Consider the following 25,534-nt stretch of genomic DNA (forward strand, 5'->3'; position numbering starts at 1 on the left):
CGCTCTGCGAAAATGCCCGCACTTTTTTCTAGGACTCTGCCATGACCGCCCTGAAGAACGATCGCTTCCTTCGCGCCCTGCTCAAGCAACCCGTGGACGTCACCCCGGTGTGGATGATGCGTCAGGCCGGTCGTTACCTGCCGGAATACCGCGCCACCCGCGCCAAGGCGGGCAACTTCGTCAACCTGATGAAGAACCCGGAGCTGGCCTGCGAAGTCACCATCCAGCCGCTGGACCGCTACCCGCAGCTGGACGCGGCGATCCTCTTCTCCGACATCCTCACCATCCCCGACGCCATGGGCCAGGGCCTGTACTTCGAGACCGGCGAGGGTCCGCGGTTCAAGAAGGTGATCGGCAGTCTGGCCGATATCGAGGCGCTGCCGGTACCGGATGCCGAACAGGACCTGGGCTACGTGATGGACGCGGTGCGCACCATCCGTCGCGAACTGAACGGCCGCGTGCCGTTGATCGGCTTCTCCGGCAGCCCCTGGACCCTGGCGACCTATATGGTCGAGGGCGGCTCCAGCAAGGATTTTCGCAAGTCCAAGGCCATGCTCTACGACAACCCGCAGGCCATGCACGCGCTGCTCGACAAGCTGGCCCAGGCGGTCACCGCCTACCTCAACGGGCAGATCAAGGCCGGCGCCCAGGCGGTGCAGATCTTCGATTCCTGGGGCGGTTCGCTGTCGGCGGCGGCCTACCAGGAATTCTCCCTGGCCTATATGCGGAAGATAGTCGACGGCCTGATCCGCGAACACGACGGCCGCCGGGTGCCGGTGATCCTGTTCACCAAGGGCGGCGGCCTGTGGCTGGAATCCATGGCCGATAGCGGCGCCGAGGCCCTGGGCCTGGACTGGACCTGCGATATCGGCAGCGCCCGCGCCCGCGTCGGCGCCAAGGTGGCGCTGCAGGGCAATATGGATCCGAGCGTGCTGTACGCCAACCCGGCGGCGATCCGTGCCGAGGTGGCGCGCATCCTCGCCGCCTATGGGCAGGGCAGCGGCCATGTGTTCAACCTCGGCCACGGCATCACCCCGGAGGTCGACCCGGCCCATGCCGGCGCCTTCTTCGAGGCGGTGCACGAGCTGTCGGCGCAGTACCACCAGTGAGCAGAACAGGGGCCGCGCAAGCGGCCTCTTTGCTATCGGCCGGGCAAGCTCCTCGCGCTTGTCACGGGCTTTGCATAGAATCCAAGGCCATCTGAGGCTCAGGGAGGTGTGAGATGCGGCGTGTGGTGTTCAACCAGAAAGGCGGCGTGGGCAAGTCCAGCATCGCCTGCAACCTGGCGGCGGTCAGCGCGTCTCAGGGCTATCGCACCCTGCTGATCGACCTCGACAGCCAGGCCAATTCGACCCATTACCTCACCGGCCTGACCGGCGAGGACATTCCCATGGGCATCGCCGACTTCTTCAAGCAGACCCTGGCCAGCGGTCCCTTCGCCAAGAAGGGCAAGGTGGACATCTACGAGACGCCGTTCGACAACCTGCACGTGGTCACCGCCACCGCCGAGCTGGCCGAGCTGCAGCCCAAGCTGGAGCAGAAGCACAAGATCAACAAGCTGCGCAAACTGCTCGACGAGCTGGCCGAGGACTACGACCAGATCTACCTGGACACCCCGCCGGCGCTGAATTTCTACACGGTTTCCGCGCTGATCGCGGCCGATCGCGTGCTGATCCCCTTCGATTGCGACAGCTTCTCGCGCAATGCCCTGTACGGCCTGCTGGCTGAGATCGAGGAGCTCAAGGACGACCACAACGACGGCCTGGAGGTGGAGGGCATAGTGGTCAACCAGTTCCAGCCGCGCGCGACCCTGCCGCAGCAGCTGCTCGACGAGCTGATCGCCGAGGGCCTGCCGGTGCTGCCGGTGAACCTGATGAGCTCGGTGAAGATGCGCGAATCGCACCAGGTGTGCACACCGCTGATCCATCTGGATGCGCGGCACAAGCTGACCCAGCAGTTCGTCGAACTACACGACCTGCTCAACGCCGGTTGAGAATGAAAAAGGCGCCTGGAGGCGCCTTTTTCGTTTGTCGCTGGCCTTAACGCACCACAAATACGTCGCACGGCGCCTTGTGCAAAAAATGCTGCGCCAGGCTGCCGAGCAGGGCCTGGGACAGCGCGCTGCGGCCGTGGCTGCCGAGCACCAGCAGCTCGCTGCGGCGGGTTTTGATCTGCTCCTGCAGGCAGCGCAGGATGCCGCCCTGGATCACCTCATGAGTCAGCGTCGGGCCGCCGGGCGGCAGGTTCTGCGCCTCGTCCTGCAGCAGTTGGTCGATCAGCCCCTGCTGGGTCTGCAGTTGCAGCTGCACCTCCTTGGGCGTGCCCTTGTCCGGCTCGAACACATGCAGGGCGTGCAGCTCGGCGTCGCCCGGCAGCAGGCGATAGGCCTGGCCGAGGGCGCTGCAGGCGCACAGGGAGAAGTCGATGGCGGCCAGGGCGTGCCGGTAGGGGGCGAAGTCGTTGCGCGCCACCAGCAGCAGCGGCACCGTACAACGACGGGCGATGCGATCCAGGCTGGTGCCGGAGAAGAAGTCGTGGCGCTGGTGGTGGCCGCCGAGCACCAGCAGGTCGCAGCCACTGTCCTGCACCTCCTGCAGCACCACCTCCGAGGGCTTGCCGCTGAGCATGCGCAGCTCGCTGCCGGGTGGGGCGTACTGGGTCAGGCTGCGGTCCAGCGCCTGGCGCGCCTTCTCATGCTGCTCGCTGCTCTGGCTGGGGTCGAGCACGTGCAGCAGGGTCAGGCGGGCACCGTGCTGGCGGGCGAGTTGGGTGGCGCGGCACAGGGCCATGTCGGCGGTGTCGCGCAGGTCGTGGGCGATAAGAATGTGATGGAACATGGCGACGGCTCTCCTGCCGATACCAGTCGGCAATTTTATTGTGCCTGTTCAATTAGCCGTTCTTTTGACTTATGGCAAGGTCGAGGCTCAGCGTAACCGCAATTGGTAATGCCCGCGACTCTCGGCGACCACCTCGCCGGCGCCGTCGGTCAGCTGCAGGTCGAGCTGGTACTCGGCCTTGCCCAGGCGTCCGGCCTCGTCCTCCAGGCGGGCGATCTCGGCTGCGCTCAGGCGCGCCTCGACCCGGATGTCACCGCTGGCCGGGCGCCGGAATCTCAGGTTCATCTCCTTGACCAGTGGGTAGAAGCGCTCGGCGTCGAAGCTGGTGAGAAACAGCGCGCCGCCGGGAATCTCCGCCAGGGTGAACAGCGCACCGGCGTACATGCTGCCGATATGGTTCTGGTTGCCGGCCAGCGGCATTCGCAGGCGCACGAAGCCGGGTTCGAGCACCTCGGCCTTGAGGCCGCTGCGCTGGACGAAGGCGATCTGCTGTTCGGTGAGCTGGCGGGCGAGTTCCACGGACAGGGGCATGGTGCGACTCCTTGGCGAGGGTCTGCCCAGACTAAGGCTTGGTGCGGCCCGTGCAATTGACCGCAGCGCCCCGGCGGACTGACCGAACCGCTCAGGCCCTGTCAGTGATCGCTCAGGGATGGCATCAGGGCTACGCGCTAACCTGCGGCTCGGTCGCCTGGGTGAAACCCGGGGGAGTCGCTCAGATGCCCTGCTGGCGCAGCCAGCTCAGCAGCTGCGGCAGCGGCAGGGCGCCGCTCTGCCGCGCCACCTCCACGCCGTCCTTGAACAGCAGCAGGCTGGGAATCGAGCGGATGCCCAGTTGCCCGGCCAGCTGCGGGTTGCCCTCGCTGTCCAGCTTGCCCAGGCGGCAGCGGCCCTGCAGCTGGCTGGCGGCCAGGGCGAAGGTCGGCGCGAAGGCCTGGCAGGGCCCGCACCAGGCGGCCCAGACGTCCACCAACAGCGGCAGCTCGCCCTTGAGCTGGCCGGCGAAGTTGCTTTGCGTCAGTTCGATGGGCGCGGCCGGCAGCAGCTCGGCTTTGCAGCGCCCGCAGCGCGGGGCGTCGCCCAGGCGCGCGGCGGGGATGCGGTTGAGGCCGTTGCAGTGCGGGCAGGGAATCAGCAGGGGATCGGACATGACAGCGAGCTCCGTGGGACATGTCCGCTAGATGGAGCCGCCGCCGCTCGATATCAAGTCACACCGGCGTCAGCGGCCAGAACAGCGGGATAACGAAGCTGGCCACCACCCAGAGAATCAGGTTGAGCGGGATGCCGATGCGCATGAAGTCGGTGAAGCGGTAGCCGCCGGCGTTGTAGACGAAGGTGTTGGTCTGGTAGCCGATGGGCGTGGCGAAGCTGGCGCTGGCGGCGAACATCACCGCCACCACGAAGGCACGCGGGTCGACGCCCAGGTGCTGGGCCATGCCGATGGCGATGGGGGTCACCAGCACCGCCACGGCGTTGTTTGACAGCAGCTCGGTGAGGATCGAGGTGAACAGGTAGATGAAGCTCAGCATCAGCAGCGGCCCGGCCCAGGGCAGCCAGCCCATGACGTTCTGCACCAGCAGGCTGACCAGGCCGACCTTGTCCATGGCGATGCTGATGGCCAGCATGCCGAAGATCAGGCTGAGGATCTTCCAGTCCACCGCCTTGTAGGCGTCTTCCACGTCCAGGCAGCGGGTCGCCAGCACGCTCACCGCGCCGATGATCGCCAGGCCCTCGATGGGCATCAGGCCGAAGGCGGCCAGCAGCATCACCGCCAGGGTGGCGCCGATGGCGATCGGCGCCTTGTCGCGGCGGAAGGCGCGTTCCTGCACCGCGTTGAGGCTGATCAGCTCGCCGTTGTCGGCGAAGCGCTTGATCTGCGCCGGGGTGCCCTCGACCAGCATCACGTCGCCGAACTGCAGCTCGAACTCGTCGAGGTTGCCCTGCACGTTCTCGTCCTGGCGGTGCACGGCGAGCACGGCGATACCGTAGCGCGCGGTAAGGTCGAGATCGCGCATCGGCCGGTGACTGTAGCGCGAGTTACGCCCGACTATGGCCTCGGCGAGGATCACGTCGTGGCTGCTGATGGTCTCGAAGGCGTCGCCGCGGTTGAACGACAGGTGGCCGCTCTCGCGCAGCTCGACCACGTCCTTGACCTGACCGTGCAGCACCAGGCGGTCACCGCTGGCCAGCAGGGTGCCCCCGCCCGGCTCGGTGAGTTCCTGCTCCTCGCGGAACAGCTTGAGCACCTGCAGGCCGCTGCCGCCGTTGAGGTTGGCCTCGTGCAGGGTCTTGCCGATCATCGGCGAGTCGTGCGGCACCAGCAGCTCGGTCATGAAGGTGCGGTCCAGGTCCGGGCGCAGCTGCTTGGACAGGGTTTCGCGATCGGGCAGCAGGCGGTGGCCGACGGTCAGCAGGTAGAGCATGCCGACCGCGGCCAGGATCAGCCCGGCGCCGGTGATCTCGAAGATGCCGAAGGGCTCCAGGCCGGCCTTGCGCGCCACGCCGTCGACCAGGATGTTGGTCGAGGTGCCGATCATGGTCAGGGTGCCGCCGAGGATGGTGGCGTAGGACAGCGGAATCAGCAGCTTCGACGGCAGGGTGCCGGCGCGCCGCGCCAGGGCGATGGCCACCGGGGTGAGGATGGCCACCACCGGGGTGTTGTTGAGGCAGGCGGAGATCACCAGGGCGGTGACGGTCAGGCCGGTGAGCACGCGGATCGGGCTGGTGCCCACCAGCTCGCCCAGCCAGTTGCCCAGGGCGTCGATGCAGCCGGTGCGCTCCAGCGCGGCGGACAGCACGAACATGCAGGCGATGGTCACCGGCGCCGAGTTCGACAGCACGCTGAGCACCTCGCCCGGGGTCAGCAGCTGGCTGACCAGCAGCGCCGCCACGGCGATGGCGGCGACTATGTCCGGGCTCCATTTCTCGCGCACGAAGGCATACAGCACCCAGATCAGCAGGGCGCCGACGAACAGCAGGGGCAGGGAGTCCCAGGGCATGAAAATCCTTAGCGTCGAATCTCGTGTGAGGTATCGGGCCCGCGCTGGGCGGCCGCACAAGGTCGCCACGATAGTGGGCTTCGCTTAGATAGTCTAAGAATGTTTGAGAAGGTTTATATGCCTTTTCGATTTATTGGATAAGGGCACGGAGGAGCACGTCGCCGCCCCGGTATGAGCCGGGCCGAGCCGCAGCAGCGCGCCGCGCTCCGCTCCGCGATACCGCCGTTGGGCTTCGCCGCACGCTCGTAGGTTGGGTTGAGGAGCCTGCGACGAAGCCCAACATAAGCGTGACGAAGCCTACGCATAGCCGGGGGCGCTCCCTGTCGAGTGCCGGCTCAAGCCAACCTAGGACGAGCAGCTGATCTGCAGATGCTTGCCCCAGTCCGGCGGGCGCTGGGCGTAGCGCTCCATCCCCGGCTGCTCGTCGAAGGGCCGCGCCAGCACCGCGTGCAGCTCGCGCACCGGGCCATAGTCGCCGGCCTCGGCCGCCTCGATGGCCTGCTGCGCCAGGTAGTTGCGCAGGATGTAGCGCGGATTGACCGCGTGCATGCGCGCCTGGCGTTCGGCCTGCTCGCTCCCCTCGCGGGCGCAGCGGGCCAGGTAGTCGCGGCCCCAGGCGTCGAAGCCGGCCAGGTCGACGAAGTCCTCGCGCACCACCTGCAACGCATCGAAGGGCGCCTGTTCGCCGAGCCGGCGGAAGAACAGCGTGTAGTCGCTCGCCTTGCCCTGCTGCATCAGCTGCAGCAGGCGCTGCACCAGTTCCTCGTCGCCGTCCTCGGCGCCCTGCAGGCCCAGGCGGCGACGCATCAGGTCGAGGTAGTGGGCCTGGTACAGCGGCAGGAACAGCTCCAGGGTTGCGCGCAGCTTGTCCACTTCGACCATGGGCGTCAGTGCCTGGGCCAGCGCCGCCAGGTTCCAGTGGGCGATGGGCACCTGGTTGCTGAAGCTGTAGCGACCGGTGTCGTCGGAATGGTTGCAGATGTGCCCGGCGTCGAAGTCGTCGAGGAAGGCGTAGGGCCCGTAGTCGAAGGTGATGCCGAGGATCGACATGTTGTCGGTGTTCATCACCCCGTGGCAGAAACCGTAGGCCTGCCAGCGGGCGATCATGCCGGCGGTGCGCTCCAGCACCTCGCGGAACATCGCCAGCCAGGGTTCGTCCTGCGTCAGGCAGGCGGGGAAATGATAGGCCAGCACATGCTCGCCGAGGATCTTCAGTTGCTCGTGCTGGCGGGTGTAATAGAAGTACTCGAAGTGGCCGAAGCGCACGTGGCTGGGCGCCAGGCGCAGCAGCATGGCGGCGCGCTCCTGACGCTCGCGCCACACCGGGGTTTCCGAGGCGGTGACGCACAGCGCCCGCGAGCTGGGGATGCCGAGGGCGTGCAGGTGTTCGCTGGCGAGGAACTCGCGGATCGACGAGCGCAGTACCGCGCGGCCGTCGCCCATGCGCGAGTAGGGGGTCTGCCCGGCGCCCTTGAGGTGCAGGTCCCAGTGTTCGCCGGCGGCGTTGACCACCTCGCCCAGCAGCAGGCCGCGGCCGTCGCCCAGGCGTGGGGTGTAGCCGCCGAACTGGTGCCCGGCGTAGACCATGGCGCGCGGCTCGGCCTCGCTCCATAGCTTGTGTCCGGCGAACAGTTCGGCGAACTCCGCGCGCTGCGCCTCCTCCGGCGCCAGGTCGAGCAGGGCCATGGCCGCGGCGCTGGCCACCACCAGGCGCGGCTGCTCGATGGGCTCGGGCAGCACCTCGGTGGAGAAGGCGTCGCCGAGACGGGCGAAGCGGTTGTCGAAGCTCAGCTGGTCGAGGCGTTTCACCGCGTACTCCGCCATGGCTCAGGTCGCCGCCGGCGGGGGCGGCGTCTGCACGTTGGCCGCACCGGCTGCGGCGGCCTTGATCAGGTCCTTCTGTTCGAGTTGGTGTTCGCCGCGCTCGAGATTCTTCACATACACCTCGACCTGGCGGAAGGCGATGTTGATGCCGTGCTTGGGGAATTCGCGGTCGATGAAGCGGTTGATCTCGTCGGTGGCCGGGTTGCGGTCGCCGAGGTCGCGCACGTGGATGCGCAGCTCGTGATCCAGGGTGCTTTCGCCGAAGTTGAGGAAGTACACCAGCGGCGCCGGCTCCTTGAGCACCCGCGCGTTCTCCTGGGCGGCCTGCAGCAGCAGCTTGCGCACCAGGTCGAGGTCCGAACCGTAGCCGACGCCGACCTTGATGGTGACGCGGGTGACCGTGTCGCTCAACGACCAGTTGATCAACTGGCCGGTGATGAAGGTCTTGTTCGGCACGATGATTTCCTTGTGGTCGAAATCGGTGATGGTGGTGGCGCGGATGCGGATCTTGCTCACCGTGCCGGACAGGTTGCCGATGGTCACCACGTCGCCGATGCGCACCGGGCGCTCGAACAGGATGATCAGACCGGAGATGAAGTTGGCGAAGATCTCCTGCAGGCCGAAGCCCAGGCCCACCGACAGCGCTGCCACCAGCCACTGCAGCTTGTCCCAGCTGACGCCGAGGGTGGACAGGGTGGTGACGATGCCGATACCGACCAGCACGTAGGACAGCAGGGTGGTGGTGGCGTAGGCGCTGCCCTGCGCCAGCTTCAGGCGCGACAGCACCAACACCTCGAGCAGGCCGGGCAGGTTGCGCGCCAGGGCCACGGTGATGGCGACTATGACCAGGGCGCCGAGCACGTCCATCAGGCTGATCGGCACCAGGGTGGCGGCATCGCCGCTGCCGCTGCTGTATTCGTAGAGGGTCACGGTGTCGAGGTAGGTGAACACGCCGATCAGTTCGGCCCAGACCCAGTACAGGCAGACCAGGAAAGCGCCGAGCAGGGCCAGGCGGATCAACCGCAGCGACTGCTGGTTGACCTGCTCGATGTCCAGGGTCGGCTCCTCGACCACCGTCTCGCCCTCGCTGCCGTCCTTGCTCTGCGCCTGGCGCTTGCTCAGGGCGCGCTGGTAGGCCAGGCGCCGGGCGGCGACGCTGAGGCCGCGGATGAAGGTGGCCTCCAGCACCAACCAGAGGATCAGCAGGTAGAGGGTGTCGATCAGGCGGTCGGTGAGCTTCAGTGCGGTGTAGTAGTAGCCGAACGCCACGGCGACGATCAGTGCCAGCGGCAGCAGGCTGAACAACAGGCCGACGCTCGAGCGCAGGGCCGAGGTGTTCTCCCGCAACGGCATCTTCAGCAGCAGGCGGAACAGCAGCCAGGCCATCAGCGCGTAGCAGGTCAGCACCACGCCGATGCCGATCACGTCGTCGGCCAGGCTGGCCGGTTGGTGCTCGGCGATGCTGGTCACGGCGACCAGCGCCATCACCACCAGGCCCAGGCTGCGGATATGGTGGCGGGAAAAGGCGACGTTGGCCGGCGGCCAGTGGAAGTGCAGCACGGCCACGCCGTTCGGCGAGAGGATGCGGTAGAGGGTGTAGAACACCAGCCAGGCCTGGGCCATCTCGTACAGCGCGGCGCCGAGATAGAGGTTCTGCCCGCGCGCGTCCATCAGCAGGGCGTAGCCGCACAGGGCGAGGAACAGCGCGCCGGGCAGTGCCAGGGCCAGGTTCAGGGCCAACGCCAGCGGCGTGTGCAGCTGGCTGTCGCGCTGGTAGTGGCCGATGTCGTCGTGCAGGCCGCCGAGCTTGGCGAACAGGTACTGGCGGCGCCAGAGGATCAGTGCGCAGAGCAGCAGCAGCGGCAGGAACACCAGCGGTCGCTCCAGCAGGGCGGCGCCCAGCTCCTTCAGCGCCACGCCCCAGGGCAGGCTTTCCAGTTGCTGCTGCAGGTGCCGCGGCGCGCTTTTCAGCCATTCGAGGTCGAGCGGCTTGTTGCTGGGAATCCAGAACATCTGCTCATCGATGGTGGCGCGCAGGCTGCTGGCGGTGCTGTGCAGCTCCTTCTGGCTGAGCTGCAGGGTGATCGACTCGTTGAGCAGGGCGTTGAGCTCGCGGTTGAGCCGGTCGAGCAGCTCGCGCCGCGTGCTCAGTTGCTCGCGCAGGGTGGCGCGCAGTTCGGCGGTGACCTCTTCGGCGGGCTGGCCGGCGAGCAACTGGTCGATATAGGCCTCGGGGTTGCTGATTTCCTCGCGCTGCTTGCCCAGCTCGAACTGGTACAGGCGGATATCGGCGATCTCGTCGGCCAGGCGGCTGTCTTCCAGCTCCAGGCTGGGCAGCGCCTGCTTCTGCTGGTAGAGGATCTTCGACAGCAGCAGGCTGCCCTGCAGCACGCCGATCTGCTCGTCGAGGGCCTGGTCGGCCTGCGCCAGGTTATCCAGCTGCTGGCGGGTCTGCAGGTTCTGCTCGGTGAGCTGGTTGAGGCGCTCGGTGGCGCGCAGCAGGTAGTCGGAGAGCTTGAGGTTGCGCGTGCTCTCGCGCGCCAGCAGCTTGTCCGACCCGGCGCGCTCGGCCTCGCGCGACTGCTCGGCGACGGTCTGCTCGGATTCGGCGCGGCGCCTTTCGTTGATCAGGCTCTGCAGCTCCAGACGTTCCTGCTCGGCGCGCTTGATGCGCTCCTCGAGCAGCTCGCGCTGGGCGTTGCCCAGATCCTGCAGCAGGCTGTTGCCGGCCAGCTCCTGGCGGCGCAGCTGGGTCTGCGCGGTGAGCAGGGCCAGTTCTGCGGTGAGCTGGTCGCGGCGTTCGGCGCTCAGCGGTTTGCCGCTGTCGCGGTCGCTCTTCAGGCTGTCGTTGATCTGCTGGCTGCGCGCCTGGTTCTGGCTGATCTCGGCCTGGGCGCGCTCGGGGCGGGTCTGCGCGGTGATCACCAGGCTGTTGGCCTCGATGATCGCCTTGTTCCACTCGCTGAGCTGGCTGGAGCGCTCGCCGAGCAGCTGCTCCAGCTGCGCCAGGTCGGTGCGTGCGTGGCGCTCGGCCAGCGGCGCCGGCTTGCTGGCCTTGAGCTGGGCGAGTTCGCGCTGGGCCTCGGCGATCAGCCGCGGGGCGTTTTCCAGCTGGGTGCGCAGGTCGGCCAGGCGCTGCTCGCTGGCCTCGCGCTCCTTGAGCAGGCGCAGGGTCTGCTCCAGGGTCTGCTTGAGCGCCAGTTGCTCGGCTTCCGGCAGCTTGCGCTCGGCCAGGCTGTCGAGGCTCTGCTGCACACTCTCGGCCTTGGGCGGCTCCTGGGCGAGAACCGGGGGAATGCTCAGGCACAGGGCGAGCAGGGCGGCGACGAACGGGAGGCGCAACAGGGGCATGGTCGTGGGATCTGCTGAATGGACGATGACAGTGTAGGACGGCCGCCGCAGGCGCCGCCGCGCCGGCCCTCGCGGCAAGGGCCGGCGCAGTTGCGATGCTAGCAGAGTCCGGCGCGGTCGCGGCTGCGGCGCTGGCGCGACGAGCGTGTTACAGGAACAGCCCGGGGCCCGGGCGGCTGCCTTCGGGAAATTTGACGCCGACCTTGCGCACCTTGTTCCCTTCCATCGCCGCCACCGTCCAGGTCAGGCCCTGCCATTCCACCTGGTCGCCGACGATCGGTTCGCCGCCCACCTTGTGCGCGATAAAGCGGCCCAGGTGCAATTGGCCTTCGGCGCCTTCCAGCTTGAGGCCGTAGAGCGCGGCCACCGCGCCCAGTTCGGCGTCGCCTTCGAGCACGAAGTCGCCGAAGAAGCGCAGGTCCTGGCCGCGCTTGGGCGCCTGGCTGAACAGCTTGCCGAGCGCCGGCAGGTCGGCCTCGTGGCCGATCACGCAAAGCAGGTCGCCGGCCTCCAGGCGCGTACTGCCGGACGGGTGGAGCAGCTCGCGGCCGCGGAACAGCGCGGCGATGCGCGTGCCGTCAGGCATGTTCAGCTCGCGCAGGGTGGCGCCGATGCACCATTTTTCCGCGCCGAGGCGGTAGACGAACAGCTCCCATTGGCTGGTGGGGTGCACCTCCAGGCCGGCGCGCGACACCGGTGCCGGCTCCGGCGGTACGGTGACGCGCATCAGCTTGGCGGCCAGCGGCAGGCTGGTGCCCTGCAGCAGCAGCGAGACCAGGACGATGAAGAAGGCCACGTTGAAGAACAGCTGGGCGTTGGGCAATCCGGCCATCAGCGGGAACACCGCGAGGATGATCGGCACCGCGCCGCGCAGGCCAACCCAGGCGATGAACACCTTCTCACGGTCGTGGAAGGCCGGGAACGGCAGCAGGCCGAGGAACACCGACAGCGGCCGGGCGAACAGGATCATCCACAGCGCCAGGCCCAGCGCCGGCAGGGCGATGGGCAGCAGCTCGTGGGGGGTGACCAGCATGCCGAGGACCAGGAACATGGCGATCTGCGCCAGCCAGGTGAGGCCGTCGAGCATGTGCAGGATGCCGTGGCGCGAGCGGATCGGCCGGTTGCCCAGCAGCAGGCCGCACAGGTAGATGGCGAGGATGCCGCTGCCGCCCACCGCGGTGGTGATGGCGAAGATGATCAGGCCGCCGCTGACCACCAGCAGCGGGTACAGGCCGCTGGCCAGCTCCATGCGGTTGATCAGCTTGAGCAGCAGCCAGCCGCCGCCGAGGCCGAGCAGGGTGCCGAGGCCGAATTGCTGCAGCAGCTGGAGCGGCAGGTTCCAGCTGAAACCGGTCTGGCCGCTGGCGAGCATGGCGATCAGGGTGACGGTGAGAAACACCGCCATCGGGTCGTTGCTGCCGGATTCGATCTCCAGGGTCGAGCTGACCCGTTCGTTGAGGCCGCGGCCGCCGAGCAGGGAGAACACCGCCGCGGCGTCGGTGGAGCCGACGATGGCGCCGATCAGCAGGCCCTCCAGCAGGCTCAGGTCGAACAGCCAGGCGGCGGCCAGGCCGGTCAGCCCGGCGGTGATTATCACCCCTAGGGTGGCCAGCGACAGCGACGGCCACAGCGCCACGCGGAAGCTGGACACGCGGGTGCGCATGCCGCCGTCGAGGAGGATCACGGCCAGCGCCAGGTTGCCCACCAGGTAGGCCAGCGGATAGTTGTCGAAGACGATGCCGCCGGGGCCGTCGACGCCGGCGAGCATGCCGACGGCGAGGAAGATCACCAGGATGGGGATGCCGAAACGGGTGCCGAAGGCACTGACCAGGATGCTGGCCGCCACCAGCAGGGCGCCGATCAAGAACAGATTGTTGATGGCGCTGGCGTCCAACGGCGTACTCCTGGCCTAGTGGTGAATGCGCCGTCATGCATGGCGCGTGCCAGGGATTCTAACCGTTGCCTTCGCCCCGCTGTCAAAAAAAACGCCGCGGCTAGGGTGGGTTAGCGACGCAGGAGAGCAAAGCGGTTTGCCGCGGCGGTCGAGCGCCGCGTAACCCACCAGGCGCTAAGCCTTAGAACCAGGCGTCGCGCATGCCCAGACAGGTATCGTCGCGCGCCTCGAGGATGGCCAGCTCGTGGTGGCAGCCCGGCACTTCCCAGGTCAGGAAGTAGCGCGCGGCCTGCAGCTTGCCCCGATAGAAGTCGGCGTCGCCGGCAGCGCCCTTGGCCAGGCCCTGCTCGGCGCGGATCGCCTGCTCCAGCCAGCGCCAGCCGATCACCGCGTGGCCGAACACCTTGAGGTACAGCGCCGAGTTGGCCAGGCCCTGGTTGACCTGGCCGGCCATCAGGTCGCCGAGCAGGGCCAGGGTCACCGTCTGCAGGCGCGCCAGCAGTTGCTCCAGCGGCTGGCGCAGGGCGGTGAGCGAGTCGTACTCGGCGGCGCGCTGGCAGGTGCCGTGGATCAGTTGGAGCAGCTGCTTGAGCGCGGCGCCGCCGTTCATCGCCACCTTGCGCCCGAGCAGGTCGAGCGACTGGATGCCGTGGGTGCCCTCGTGGATGGGGTTGAGACGGTTGTCGCGGTAGTACTGTTCCACCGGGTATTCGCGGGTGTAGCCGTGGCCGCCGAGGATCTGGATCGCCAGTTCGTTGGCCTTGAGGCAGAACTCCGAGGGCCAGGACTTGACGATGGGGGTGAGCAGGTCGAGCAGCTCCAGGGCGGTCTTGCGCTGCTCGGCGGTCGCCAGGGTGTGGGTGTCGTCGAACAGGCGCGCGGCATACAGGCCGAGGTCGAAGGCGCCTTCGACGTAGGCCTTCTGCGCCAGCAGCATGCGCCGCACGTCGGTGTGCTCGACGATGGCCACCTGCGGGCTGCTCGGGTCCTTGCCGTCCGGCTGGCGGCCCTGCGGGCGGTTGCGGGCGTAGTCCAGCGAATAGAGGTAACCGGCGTAGCCGAGCATGATCGCGCCCATGCCGACGCCGATGCGCGCCTCGTTCATCATCTGGAACATGTAGGAAAGGCCCTGGTGCGGCTGGCCGACTAGGTAGCCGACGCACTCGCCGTTGTCGCCGAAGTTCAGCGCGGTGGAGGTGGTGCCGCGCCAGCCCATCTTGTGGAACAGGCCGGCCAGGGTGACGTCGTTGCGCGCGCCCAGGCTGCCGTCGTCGTTGACCAGGAACTTGGGCACGATAAACAGGCTGATGCCCTTCACCCCGGGCGGTGCGTCCGGCAGCTTGGCCAGCACCATGTGCACGATGTTCTCGGAGATCGGCTGGTCGCCGCCGGAGATGAAGATCTTGTTGCCCTTGATGCGGTAGCTGCCGTCGGCGTGCGGCTCGGCCTTGCTGCGGATATCCGACAGCGACGAGCCGGCATGCGGCTCGGTCAGCGCCATGGTGCCGAAGCAGCGGCCGTCGATGATCGGCTGCAGAAAGCGGGCCTTCTGCTCGTCGCTGCCGAAGGCCTCGATCAGGTTGGCCACGCCCATGGTCAGCATCGAATAGGACGCGGTGGCCGCGTTGGCCGCCTGGAAGTGGGCGAAGCAGGCCTGCGACAGCAGGTTGGGCAGTTGCATGCCGCCATGCTCGAAGTCGCGGGTGGCGTTGAGGAAGCCCGCCTCGTGGAAGGCACGCAGGGCCGGTTCGACCTCGGGGATCAGCACCGCTGCGCCGTCGACGTATTGCGGCTCGTGCTCGTCGCTCTTGCGGTTGTGCGGGGCGAACAGCTCCTCGGCGATGCTGCGTGCGGTGGCGATCGCGGCGTCGAAGGTCTCGCGGTTGTGCTCGGCGAAGCGTTCGCGCTGGGTCAGGGCTTCGGCGTCGAGCACCTCGTAGAGTTCGAACGCCAGGTTACGGGAGCTGAGTAGGGTCTCGGACATGGAACGGGCCTCCAGATGATCGATCGAGTCTAGGCAGCCAGTTGCCTGGCTGCCCAGCATCATCATCGGCCGTGATAATCGCTCGTTGGCGCACGCGGGTAGGGCGGGTGCAATCCGCTATTGCCGAAGTGGCGGGTCGAACCCGACCTGCGGAGCCAGTTAACCGTCGTTCCCGCCCAGGCGGGAACCCAGGAAATTGGCGGCGCCTGGACTCCCGCCTGCGCGGGAGTGACGGTTCTTCAGATCGAACGAGCGAAGCCCTGCGCCAGCTCGCGGGTCAGCTCGGCGGCCGGCATCGGCCGGCAACTGGCGACGTTCTGCCCGGCCCACAGCGGCGAGAAGTCGCCGCTGCCCTGGGCTTCGGCTGCCGCGCGCAAGGGCGCGATGGCCGCGGTGGCCAGGGGGAAGGCCGGCGCCCGTTCGCTCAGCGGCCCCAGCTCGCGCATCAGGCGGTTGACGATGCCGCGCGCCGGGCGCCCGCTGAACAGGTTGGTCAGCGCCGTATGGCGCGCCGCCGGGCTCTGCAGCGCGGCGCGGTGCACGGCGCTGGTGCTCGCCTCCGGGCACAGCAGGTAGGCGCTGCCGACCTGCACCCCGGCCGCTCCCAGGGCCATGGCCGCGGCTACGCCGCGGGCGTCGCCGATGCCGGCGGCGGCGATCACCGGCACCGACAGCGCATCGACCAGCTGCGGCAACAGGGCGAAGAGGCCGAGTTGGCGGCTCAGGTCGAAGTCGAGAAAGTGGCCGCGATGGCCGCCGGCCTCCAGGCCCTGGGCGATCACCGCATCGACGCCGCGTTGCTGCAGCCACAGTGCCTCGTCCAGGGTGGTGGCGCTGGACAGGATCTTCGCGCCGCTGCGCCGTACCCGCTGCAGCAAGGCTTCCTCCGGCAGACCGAAATGAAAGCTGACCACCGCGGGGCGGAACTCCTCCACCAGCGCCGCCGCCTCTTCGTTGAACGGCAGGCGCCCCGGGCCGCCGGCGATAGCCGACGGGTCCAGACCCAGCTCGTCATAGTAGGGCGCCAGCGCCTCGCGCCAGGTCGCCTCGCGGGCCGCATCCGGCGCGGGCGGCACATGGCTGAAGAAGTTCAGGTTGAACGGGCCCTTGGTCAGGGCGCGCAGCGCCTGCAGCTCCTGGCGCAGTGCGGCGGGCGTGAGCATGGCGCAGGGAAGCGAGCCGAGGCCGCCGGCCTGGCACACGGCGGCGGTCAGGCGATGGTTCTGCGAGCCGGCCATCGGCGCCTGGATCAGGGGCAGGTCAGTGTCGAGCAGGGCGGTGAGAGACATGGGATGGCTCCATTTCAGCGAGGGATCGTGGTTCGGACACCTGCCAGGCCCACAACAGGGCCCAGAGCAATGCCGCCGTGCCGATAAGGAAGCTGCTGGTGAGGCTATGGCCGGCGGCAGTCCAGTGCTGCACCAGCCAGGGGCCGAGCAACTGGCTGCCGCTGTACAGACTGATCAGCAGGGCGGCCAGGCGCAAGCCCTGGTCCGGGTTGAGGGCGCGGGCCAAGCGCTGGGTCAGCAATACGGTGCCGAGGAAGGTGCCGCCCACCAGCAGGGCGCAGGCCAGCACGCCGACGGGGCCGGGCAGCAGGATCGGCATGGCCACGCCGAGCAGTTGCAGCAGGTAGTTGGCCAGCAGGGCGCGGCGGTCGCCCAGCCAGGCACCGGCCTGGTTCCACAGGCTCGCCGAGATCAGGCAGGCGAGCGCCGTCCACCACCAGTTGCCGACCAGTAGCGGATGACCGGCGGGCAGCTGTTCGCGAGCCAGGGCCGGCAGAAAGGTCAGCGGCAGGATGTAACCCAGGCCTGCCCCCAGATAGGCCATCAGCAACGCCAGATTGTGGCTGCCGAACAGTGCGCCACGGGCGGTCGCGGGGGGCTTGTCGGGCAGGTCCCGTGCCAGGCGCCTTAGCATCGGAGCACAAAGTAGCGCCAGAGGCAGGGCGCACAGCGCGATCGGCAGCCAGCGCAGCGGCCCTTGCCAGGGCGTGATGGCCACCAGCAGGCCGCACAGCAACATGCCACCGCCCAAACCCAGATAGACCAGACCGCTGAGCGCCGTGGCCTGGCGCAGGGCCAGCCATTCCAGCACCAGTGCCGGGGCGAGGACGAACACCACGCCGTTGCTGATGCCATTGGTCAGGCGCAGGGCAGCCAGCAGGGCGATGTCCTGCGTGAAGACCTGGGCCAGGGTCAGGCCGGCATTGATCAGTAGGGCCGCCGGCAGGCCGAGGCGCAAGCCGCGCGGGTTGGCCATGGGCAGCGCGAGCAGGGCGCCGAGCAGGTAGCCGAGGTAGTTCCAGGTCGCCAGTTGGGCGCCTTGGCTCAGGTCGAACAGGCCATCGTCGAGCAGCAGGGGCAGCAGCGGGGTATAGGCGAAGCGGCCGAGCGCGTGCACGACCACCAGCGCCAGGGCGGCGGCGAGCAACGCAGTGAGGTGGGCGCGGTCACATCTGGGCATAGGGCCTCCGGTCGTGCTGCGCACCTTAGTCGTTGTCGTTGATCGATCGTTAGTGAAAAATACTGCTTTCATTTTTCACTTTTGGTGATGTTCATGGGCGCCTGGCAGCGACTCAATCCGCAGTTGTTCCGCTATTTCCTCGCCGTGGCGCGCGAGGGCTCGCTGAGCGCTGCTGGCCTGCGCCTGAGCTGCGTGCCGTCGAACGTCTCGGCGCGCCTGCGCCAGCTGGAGCAGCAACTCGACACCCGGTTGTTCCTGCGTCAGGGCCAGCGCCTGCGTCTGACCCCGGCCGGCGAGCGCCTGCTGCCCCACGCCGAGCATCTGGAACAGCTCTGTCAGACGGCCTGGCGCAGCGTGCAGGAGGATATCTGGAGTGGCGACCTGCGCCTGGGCTCGATGGAAACCACCGCGGCCGTGCGTCTGCCGGAGCTGCTCGCGGCTTTCCACCAGCGGGCGCCGCGGGTCAACCTGCAGCTCAGCACCGGGCCGAGCCGACGCCTGGTCGAGGGCGTGCTGGCCGGGGAGCTGGACGCCGGATTGATCGGTGGGCCGTTCGAGCATCCGCAGCTCGAGTGCCTGCCGATCTGGCAGGAGGAACTGATGCTGGTACTGCCGCCGACGCAGGATGCCGACAGTCTGGAGACGCGGCCGCAGACCCTGCTGGGCTTCCCCGAGGGCTGTCACTATCGCGAGCGCCTGGAGCGCTGGGTGGTCGGCCGCGGGTTGCAGGTGGCGGCGCGGCAGAGCTACGGCTCGATCGACGCGATCTTCGCCGGCATCGCCGCCGGCATGGGCATCGGCCTGCTGCCGCGCAGCCTGCTCGAGCGCCACCCACGTGTGCACCTGGTGCAGTACCAGGCCATCGCCGCGGAGTTCGGGGCGACCACCACGCTGCTGGCGCGCCGCCGCGATGCCGGCGAGCACCCGCCGCTGGCGCTGCTGCTGGAGCTGATGCGCGCGCAAAGCCCGCTCAGCGGGTAAACTTGGCGACCGCTTCGGAGACATCCATGAACTACCGCCACGCCTTCCACGCCGGCAACCACGCCGACGTGCTCAAGCACCTGGTGCTGACCCGCCTGATCGCCCTGCTGTCGCGCAAGGAGGCGCCCTTTGCCTACCTCGACAGCCACGCCGGCATCGGCCTGTACGACCTGCGCGGCGATCAGGCCAGCCGCACCGGCGAATGGCTGGAGGGCGTCGGCCGCCTGTGGCAGGCCACGCAGCTGCCGGATGCGGTGGAGGCCTACCTGGAAGTGGTGCGGGCGATGAACCCGGACGGCGAGCTGCGCTACTACCCCGGCTCGCCGGAGCTGGCGCGCCTGCTCAGCCGTGAGCAGGATCGCCTGCAGCTGAACGAGAAACACCCGGAAGACGGCCGCCTGCTCAAGGACAACATGCGCGGCGACCGCCGCGTAGCGGTGCACCTGGGCGAGGGCTGGCATGTGCCGCGGGCGCTGCTGCCGACCCGCGAGAAGCGCGTGCTGCTGCTGATCGACCCGCCGTTCGAGCAGGCCGACGAGCTGCAGCGCTGCGTCGAGGCCTTGAACGAGGCGCACGGGCGCATGCGCCAGGCCATCGTCGTGATCTGGTATCCGATCAAGGACGAGCGTCAGCTGGCGCGTTTCTACCGGGATCTGCAAAAGAGCGCCGCGCCCAAGCTGCTGCGCGCCGAGCTGTACGTGCACGCGCCGGACGATGCCAGCCGGCTGACCGGCTCGGGCCTGGTGATCAGCAACCCGCCCTGGGGCCTGGAGGACGAGCTCAGGCAGCTGCTGCCCTGGCTGGCCGATGCGCTCGGCCAGAGCCTGGGCGGCTGGCGCCTGGACTGGCTGATCGAGGAAAAGCCGGCCGCTTGAGCGAGCCTGGGGACGCTGCGCATGGCGCACCCGGCGGGGCCGCTTCGGCGCAGCGTCTCAGGCCATCACGTCGATGCTGTTGCCCAGATGCGGCGGGTTGCTCGGCGCACTGACCGGGGCGGCCGCCTGCACCAGGCTGGCGACGCCGGACGCCTGCAGCTCCAGGGTCTTGCGCAGCAGCAGGAGCGACATCTGCGCCGAGAATTGCGCCGACGCCTGGCTGGAAACCTGGCTGGCGATGCTGCTCAGTTCCATGGTGATCGCCCCTCCTTCAGGCCTTGGGTTCAGGCGGTAGGCATACGCCCGTTCCGCCCAGGCCGCAATAACCGTTCGGGTTCTTCGCCAGGTACTGCTGGTGATAGGCCTCGGCGTAGTAGAACGGCGGCGCCTCGCGGATCTCGGTGGTGATGGCGCCGAGCCCGGCCTTGTCCAGCTCGGCCTGGAAGCGCGCTTGGCTGGCGCGGGCGGCAGCCAGTTGCGCCGCGTCCTGGCAATAGATGGCCGAGCGATACTGGCTGCCGCGGTCGTTGCCCTGGCGCATGCCCTGGGTCGGGTCGTGTGCCTCCCAGAACACCTTGAGCAGGGCCTCGAAGCTGGTCTGCCGCGGGTCGAACACCACCAGCACCACCTCGGTATGCCCGGTCAGGCCGGAGCAGGTCTCCTCGTAGGTCGGGTTCGGCGTATGGCCGCCGGCATAACCCACTGCGGTGCTGTACACCCCGGGCTGTTGCCAGAAGCGCCGCTCGGCGCCCCAGAAACAGCCGAGGCCGAACACCGCCTGCTCGAGACCGGCGGGGAAGGGCGGCTTGAGCGGGTGGCCGTTGACCTGGTGGGCGGCCGGCACCGGCAGGGCTTCGCTGCGGCCGGGCAGGGCCTGCTCGGCGCTGGGCAGCTCGAGCTTGTGGGCGAGGATCTGGGAGCGCAGAACCATGATGATCTCCTGAAAATGGGCAAGCAGTGGACTGCGCACGACGCGCCCCATTACGCCCGTTGGTCGGCCGGGACGCTCGGCCAGCAGGGATAGCGACGCAGGCTGTCGATCAGCTCGCGGCCGGGAATCGGCTGGTCGAACAGGTAGCCCTGGCCGACGTCGCACTGCTGGCGGCGCAGGAAGCCGAGCTGGGCGCCGGTCTCGATACCTTCGGCGACCACCTTGAGCTTGAGGTTGTGGGCCATGGCGATCACCGCCGAGGTGATCTCCATGTCGTCCTGATTGTCGGGAATGTCCTTGATAAAGCTGCGATCGATCTTGATCACGTCGATGGGGAACTTCTTCAGATAGCTGAGCGAGGAATAGCCGGTGCCGAAGTCGTCCATCGCCAGGGTCAGGCCCAGACTTTTCAGGCGGCTGAGCTGGTGGCGGGTGTCCTCGGTAGCTTCCAGCAGCAGGCTCTCGGTCAGTTCCAGTTCCAGCAGCCGGGGTTCGAGCTGTTCCTCGTGGAGGATGGCGGCGATGGAGCCGACCAGATCCGGGTCGGAGAACTGCTTGGGCGACAGGTTGATCGCCACCTGCAGCTCGCCCAGGCCGATGGCGCTGAGCTGCCTGCTCATGCGGCAGGCCTGACGCACCACCCATTTGCCGATGGGGATGATCAGCCCGGTTTCCTCGGCCACGCTGATGAACTGGTCGGGGCGGATCATGCCCTTCTCCGGGTGGTGCCAGCGCAGCAGCGCCTCCATGCCCAGCAGCCGGCCGCTCTTGAGGCACAGCTTGGGCTGGTAGAACACCTCCAGTTCGCTCTGGGTCAGGGCGCGGCGCAGGTTGTTCTCGACGAACAGCTTGTAGTTGGCCTCGGCGTTGAGCGCCTCGGTGAACAGCTGCACCTGGTGCTTGCCGTTGGCCTTGGCCTTGTGCAGGGCCAGGCCGGCGTGCTTCATCAGGGTCTGCGGGTCGTCGCCGTGCTGCGGCGCCAGCGCCAGACCGACCGAGCCGGTGATGCTGATCAGCTGGTTGTCGACGAACAGCGGCTTGTCCAGGGTCTGCAGTACCTGCTGGGCGATGCGCTGGGCGGCCTCCTGGTCGCCGCCGTCGAGGAGGATGGCGAACTCGTTGCTGGCGAAGCGCGCCAGGCTGCCCTTGGCGCCGAGGCTGTTGCGCAGGCGCCGGGCGAGGGCCGAGAGCAGCTTGTCGCCGGTCTGGTGGCCGAGGCTGTCGTTGATCCGCTTGAAGTTGTCGATGTCCACCAGCAGCAGCCCCAGCGGCGGTCGCGGGCTGCGCGCGAAGCGTTCCTCGAGGCTGCGGATGAAGGCCAGGCGGTTGCCCAGGTTGGTCAGGTTGTCGGTGTAGGCCAGGCGTTCGATGCGCTGCTGGGCCAGCTTGGCCTCGGTGATGTCTTCGTAGATGCCGATGTAGTGGGTCAGCTCGCCGTCGTCGCCGTACACCTTGGAGATCGACAGCTGGCCCCAGTAGGGCTCCTGGTTCTTGCGCCGGCTGCGGAACTCGCCCTGCCAGCTGTTGTGTTCGGCCAGGCTGGAGCGGGCATCGAACAGCAGGTCGCTGAGGTTGGCCAGCGCCGGCAGCTCGGACAGGCGACGGCCGCAGACCTCGTCGCCGCTGTACAGGGTGATGGCGGTGAAGCTGGGGTTGACGTATTCCACCCGGCCGTCGCGGTCGACCAGCAGGAAGGCGCTGGCACTCTGTTCCACCGCGCGCTGGAACAGGTGCAGGGCATGGGTGGCGCTGCGCTTCTGCTGGCCGATCAGTACCTGGGCGTACTGGTCGGCCAGTTCGCCGGCGAAGGCGATCTCGTCGGCCTGCCAGGTGCGCGGGCCGCCGCTATGTTCCAGGCACAGCACGCCGACCACCTCGCCGTCGACGCGCACTCCGGCGTCGAGCATGGCGCCGATGCCCAGCGGTTCGAGGTAGCTGGCGTTCAGTTCGGCGGTACGCGGGTCGTGCCGGGCGTCCTCGGCGTCGATGGCGCGGCCGCTGTGCAGCGCTTCCAGGTAGCGCGGGAAGGCGCGCGCGTCGATATCGGCCAGGCGTTCGTGGCGAGCCAGGTCGCGGCGGTACAGGGTCACCGACTCCAGGCTGTGGCTGCCGAGCTTCCACAGGCCGGCGCGGGCTACGCCGTAGACCTCGCAGGCGGCCTGGGTGATCAGCTCGGCGGCCTCCAGCAACGGGTCGCTGGAGACGTAGCGCTGGCGCGCCAGGCGCACGATCAGGCGCTGCTGGGTGCGCGAGCGCTGCAGGTGCTGCAGGTGGTCGTCCTGGGCGCGCTGGAACTGCTGCAGCGAGCTGCGCAGCTGCTGGTTCTGCGCCTGCAGCTCCTGCTCGGGCGGGCTGCACTGGCTCAGGCTCTGGTCCGCCACCAGCAGGTAGCCGCGCAGCAGCTGGCGGTTGCGCTGCTTGAAGGGTTCGCCCACTTCCAGCAGGTTGAGCGCGCCCTGAGGGGTGTGCAGGGTATAGCGCACCAGGTAGTGCGGGCCCTGCAGCAGCTGCTGCTGGATGGCGTCGTGCAGGCGGTAGCGCGCTTCGGGTTCCATCAGGCTGGCGTAGGGCGCATCGACCAGGGCGCACAGGTCGCTGGCACTGATGCCGAGCTGGCGTTCGCAGGCGGGATCGAGAAACAGCAGGGCCCAGCTCGGCTCGTTCAAGCGCTCGAAACGCAACATGCCGAGCCGCGAGGGCACTGGCAACTGCGTCACAACCTCGGCTGCCGAGCGGGTGCCGGCATCGGGATGGCTTTTCATTGGGCGGCGGGCTTCCAGTATGCTGACCAGGCGAGGCATCCGTTCTCGGTACGGGGCCGCCGCTGCCCGAGGCAGTGGCGGTACGGACGGAGGCTCGGGCTCAGGCCTACTTCACTATAGCGTTCGGCAAGGGTGCATCATGCAATCGATACTGACAAGAAAACTGATGGCCCTGGCCCTGCTGGGCGCGCTGTTCGCTGCCGCGCCGGCGACTGCCGCCGACGCCGAAGCGGTCGCCGGGTTGCAGGGCGACGAGCAGGCCGCCTACCTGGACGGGCTCAAGCGCCTGTACCTGACCGCCGACGAGCGCCAGGCGCTGCTCGCCCACAGCAACGCGCTGCTCGACACCTATGCGCTGCGCGCCGCCTACCAGGTCGGCCAGGCGCAGCGTCAGGATCTGCTCTACCGCATCGGCATCGGCGCGCCCGGCGAGCTGATCCTGCGCGAGGAAAGTCGCGGCGCCCAGGGCACCGATATCGCCGTGCGCAACCAGCGCGTGTCGGTGTTCGGCGTCGATCCCTTCATTCGCTACGAATGCCCGGCCGGCGGCATCCGCTGCGTGCTGATCAACCCCGGCGACGGCAGCCCGCTGCTGAGCATCCTGCGCGATCACCAGGGCGCGGCCGAGCTGGCCAAGGCGCTGAGCTTTCTGATTCGCAACGTGCAGAAGGGCTGACTCGGCGGCCCGCTCGCCGGTAGGTTGGCGCTGAGCGCAGCGAAGCCCAACAACCCGCGTGCGGCTCGTTGGGCTTCGGCGCTGCGCGCCTCAACCCAACCTACGGTCTGAGCTTTCTGCTTCGTAACGTGCAGAGGGGTTGAACGGCGGCGTTGCCGGGCGCGCGCAACGGGAAGCCGCCTGTGTTGCGGCTCTTGTGGCTGGAACATAGTCAAAAAAAACCCCGCCTGAACGGGCGGGGTTGAGGATACGAGCGTGGCGTGCTCGAAAGGTGGTGCGCGACCTTACAGCAGCAGGGTGCGGATATCCGCCAGCAGCTGCGACAGGCGCTGGGTGAAGCGAGCGGCGGCGGCGCCGTTGATCACCCGGTGGTCGTAGGACAGTGACAGCGGCAGCATCAGGCGCGGCTGGAAGGCCTTGCCGTCCCATACCGGCTGCATGCTCGCCTTGCTCACGCCGAGAATCGCCACCTCAGGCGCGTTGACGATCGGCGTGAAGCCGGTGCCGCCAATATGACCGAGGCTGGAGATGGTGAAGCAGGCGCCCTGCATGTCGTCGGCCGACAGCTTCTTGTTGCGCGCCTTCTCCGCCAGGGCAGCGGCTTCGCCAGCAAGCTGCAGCAGGCTCTTCTGGTCGACGTTCTTGATCACCGGCACCAGCAGACCGTCCGGGGTATCCACGGCGAAGCCGATATGCACGTACTTCTTGCGGATGATCGCCTTGCCGCTGGGGGCCAGCGAACTGTTGAAGTCCGGCAGCTCCTTGAGCAGGTGGGCGCAGGCCTTGAGCAGCAGCGGCAGCACAGTGAGCTTGACCCCGGCCTTCTCGGCCACGGCCTTCTGCGCCACGCGGAAGGCTTCCAGCTCGGTGATGTCGGCCGACTCGAACTGGGTCACGTGCGGCACGTTGAGCCAGCTGCGGTGCAGGTTGGCGGCGCCGACCTGCATCAGGCGGGTCATCGCCACTTCCTCGATTTCGCCGAACTTGCTGAAGTCCACCGCCGGGATCGGCGGGATGCCGGCACCGCCGGTGGCGACACCCGCCTCGGGCGCGGCCTTGGCCTTGCTCATCATGGCCTTGACGTAGGCCTGCACGTCTTCCTTGAGGATGCGGCCTTTCGGTCCGGTGCCGGTGATGTCGGCCAGGTCGACGCCGAAGTCGCGCGCGGTCATGCGTACGGCAGGCCCGGCGTGCACCTTGGCGGCGTCGCGCTTGGGTGCATTGGCAACTTCGGCGGCGGCGGCCGACAGCGCGGCGATGGCGCGCACTTCGGCGGCCACTTCCGGTGCGGCGCCTTCCGGCACGCGGTGCACCTCCTGGCTGGCCGGCGCGGCGGCGGGCGCCGCGGCCGGTGCGGCAGGCGCACTACCGGCCACCTTGAGCTTGATGATCAGGTCGCCGGTGCCGACTTCGGAATCCAGCTTGACCAGCACTTCCTCTACCACGCCGGCGGCCGGCGAGGGGATTTCCATGCTGGCCTTGTCGGACTCGAGGGTGATCAGCGACTGGTCGGCTTCGATGCTGTCGCCGGCCTTGACCAGGACCTCGATGACCTTGACCTTGCCGTCGGTGCCGATGTCCGGCACGTGCACGTCCTGCACGCTGCTGGTGGCAGCGGCGGCCGGCGCCGGAGCAGCGGCCGGAGCGGGTGCGGCGGCAGCCTTGGGGGCCTCGGCCGGGGCGGCTTCGACCTTGGCCGCAGGCGCCGCCTCGGCGCCGCCTTCGACTTCCAGCACCAGCAGCTCGTCGCCCTCTTTCAGGCGGTCGCCGAGCTTGACCTTCAGTTCCTTGACCACGCCGGCCTTGGGCGCCGGGATTTCCATGCTGGCCTTGTCCGACTCCAGGGTCAGCAGGCTCTGGTCGGCTTCGATACGGTCGCCGACCTTGACGAACAACTCGATAACTTCACCCTCACCGCTGCCGATGTCGGGTACGCGAATCAATTCACTCATCG

General features: G+C 68.2%; 19 protein-coding genes. 5 read left to right on the forward strand and 14 right to left on the reverse strand.

Annotation, left to right across the window (positions count from 1 at the left end):
- Positions 1-41 precede the first annotated feature (41 nt).
- Together hemE and ACW9UL_RS02375 are read left to right on the forward strand one after the other, a co-directional pair.
- The gene (gene hemE, locus ACW9UL_RS02370) at positions 42-1,109 is read left to right on the forward strand and encodes a uroporphyrinogen decarboxylase (protein ID WP_457788725.1); all 1,068 of its coding nucleotides are present in this window, start codon (positions 42-44) and stop codon (positions 1,107-1,109) included.
- A gap of 113 nt (positions 1,110-1,222) precedes the next feature.
- Positions 1,223-1,993, forward strand: a complete 771-nt coding sequence (locus ACW9UL_RS02375) for a ParA family protein (protein ID WP_021442235.1) — start codon at positions 1,223-1,225, stop codon at positions 1,991-1,993.
- 46 nt (positions 1,994-2,039) lie between these two features.
- On the opposite strand, the gene ACW9UL_RS02380 is transcribed toward ACW9UL_RS02375, so the two are convergent.
- The 10 genes from ACW9UL_RS02380 to ACW9UL_RS02425 form a co-directional block, all read right to left on the reverse strand.
- Positions 2,040-2,837, reverse strand: coding sequence for a universal stress protein (locus tag ACW9UL_RS02380; RefSeq protein ID WP_021442234.1), 798 nt, complete (start codon positions 2,835-2,837; stop codon positions 2,040-2,042).
- An 87-nt stretch (positions 2,838-2,924) separates the two neighbouring features.
- A complete protein-coding gene (locus ACW9UL_RS02385) occupies positions 2,925-3,368 on the reverse strand; it encodes a YiiD C-terminal domain-containing protein (protein ID WP_457788726.1) in 444 nt (147 codons plus the stop codon).
- 181 nt (positions 3,369-3,549) lie between these two features.
- Positions 3,550-3,984 (reverse strand): thioredoxin TrxC, encoded by a 435-nt coding sequence (trxC, locus tag ACW9UL_RS02390; protein WP_457788727.1) that lies wholly within the window; start codon positions 3,982-3,984, stop codon positions 3,550-3,552.
- Positions 3,985-4,042: 58 nt separating this feature from the next.
- Complete coding sequence (locus tag ACW9UL_RS02395) at positions 4,043-5,833, reverse strand: SLC13 family permease (protein ID WP_021442193.1); 1,791 nt, start codon at positions 5,831-5,833, stop codon at positions 4,043-4,045.
- Positions 5,834-6,178: 345 nt separating this feature from the next.
- Complete coding sequence (gene selO / locus ACW9UL_RS02400) at positions 6,179-7,642, reverse strand: protein adenylyltransferase SelO (protein ID WP_457788728.1); 1,464 nt, start codon at positions 7,640-7,642, stop codon at positions 6,179-6,181.
- Positions 7,643-7,660: 18 nt separating this feature from the next.
- Positions 7,661-11,008 (reverse strand): mechanosensitive channel MscK, encoded by a 3,348-nt coding sequence (mscK, locus tag ACW9UL_RS02405; RefSeq protein WP_457788729.1) that lies wholly within the window; start codon positions 11,006-11,008, stop codon positions 7,661-7,663.
- A gap of 148 nt (positions 11,009-11,156) precedes the next feature.
- The gene (locus ACW9UL_RS02410; RefSeq protein ID WP_457788730.1) at positions 11,157-12,902 is read right to left on the reverse strand and encodes a potassium/proton antiporter; all 1,746 of its coding nucleotides are present in this window, start codon (positions 12,900-12,902) and stop codon (positions 11,157-11,159) included.
- Positions 12,903-13,083: 181 nt separating this feature from the next.
- Complete coding sequence (locus tag ACW9UL_RS02415; RefSeq protein WP_457788731.1) at positions 13,084-14,886, reverse strand: acyl-CoA dehydrogenase; 1,803 nt, start codon at positions 14,884-14,886, stop codon at positions 13,084-13,086.
- Between the two features lie 239 nt (positions 14,887-15,125).
- The gene (locus ACW9UL_RS02420; protein WP_457788732.1) at positions 15,126-16,175 is read right to left on the reverse strand and encodes an NAD(P)H-dependent flavin oxidoreductase; all 1,050 of its coding nucleotides are present in this window, start codon (positions 16,173-16,175) and stop codon (positions 15,126-15,128) included.
- Positions 16,147-17,355: a YbfB/YjiJ family MFS transporter gene (locus tag ACW9UL_RS02425; RefSeq protein WP_457788733.1), complete on the reverse strand. Its 1,209-nt coding sequence runs from the start codon at positions 17,353-17,355 to the stop codon at positions 16,147-16,149. Before ACW9UL_RS02425 ends, ACW9UL_RS02420 begins: the two co-directional genes overlap by 29 nt.
- A gap of 93 nt (positions 17,356-17,448) precedes the next feature.
- Between ACW9UL_RS02425 and ACW9UL_RS02430 the strand changes: the two genes are divergently transcribed.
- The gene (locus ACW9UL_RS02430; protein ID WP_457788734.1) at positions 17,449-18,336 is read left to right on the forward strand and encodes a LysR substrate-binding domain-containing protein; all 888 of its coding nucleotides are present in this window, start codon (positions 17,449-17,451) and stop codon (positions 18,334-18,336) included.
- 26 nt (positions 18,337-18,362) lie between these two features.
- Entirely contained in the window at positions 18,363-19,211 is an 849-nt protein-coding gene (locus tag ACW9UL_RS02435) for a 23S rRNA (adenine(2030)-N(6))-methyltransferase RlmJ (RefSeq protein WP_122109209.1), read from the forward strand.
- 57 nt (positions 19,212-19,268) lie between these two features.
- On the opposite strand, the gene ACW9UL_RS02440 is transcribed toward ACW9UL_RS02435, so the two are convergent.
- From ACW9UL_RS02440 to ACW9UL_RS02450, 3 genes are read right to left on the reverse strand one after another with little or no spacing between them, the layout of a single operon-like run.
- Complete coding sequence (locus ACW9UL_RS02440; protein WP_397495853.1) at positions 19,269-19,466, reverse strand: putative motility protein; 198 nt, start codon at positions 19,464-19,466, stop codon at positions 19,269-19,271.
- 16 nt (positions 19,467-19,482) lie between these two features.
- Positions 19,483-20,142: a peptide-methionine (S)-S-oxide reductase MsrA gene (gene msrA, locus ACW9UL_RS02445; protein WP_457788735.1), complete on the reverse strand. Its 660-nt coding sequence runs from the start codon at positions 20,140-20,142 to the stop codon at positions 19,483-19,485.
- Between the two features lie 50 nt (positions 20,143-20,192).
- A complete protein-coding gene (locus tag ACW9UL_RS02450; RefSeq protein WP_457788736.1) occupies positions 20,193-22,904 on the reverse strand; it encodes a putative bifunctional diguanylate cyclase/phosphodiesterase in 2,712 nt (903 codons plus the stop codon).
- A 139-nt stretch (positions 22,905-23,043) separates the two neighbouring features.
- Here ACW9UL_RS02450 and ACW9UL_RS02455 point away from each other — a divergent pair, with 139 nt between their 5' ends.
- Complete coding sequence (locus ACW9UL_RS02455) at positions 23,044-23,580, forward strand: hypothetical protein (RefSeq protein WP_457788737.1); 537 nt, start codon at positions 23,044-23,046, stop codon at positions 23,578-23,580.
- Between the two features lie 284 nt (positions 23,581-23,864).
- On the opposite strand, the gene aceF is transcribed toward ACW9UL_RS02455, so the two are convergent.
- Positions 23,865-25,532 carry a dihydrolipoyllysine-residue acetyltransferase gene (aceF, locus tag ACW9UL_RS02460; protein ID WP_397495856.1) on the reverse strand — a complete coding sequence of 556 codons (1,668 nt, stop codon included), beginning with the start codon at positions 25,530-25,532 and terminating at the stop codon, positions 23,865-23,867.
- Positions 25,533-25,534: the final 2 nt, after the last annotated feature.

It is taken from the genome of Pseudomonas sp. PL-6 (genome assembly GCF_054110165.1).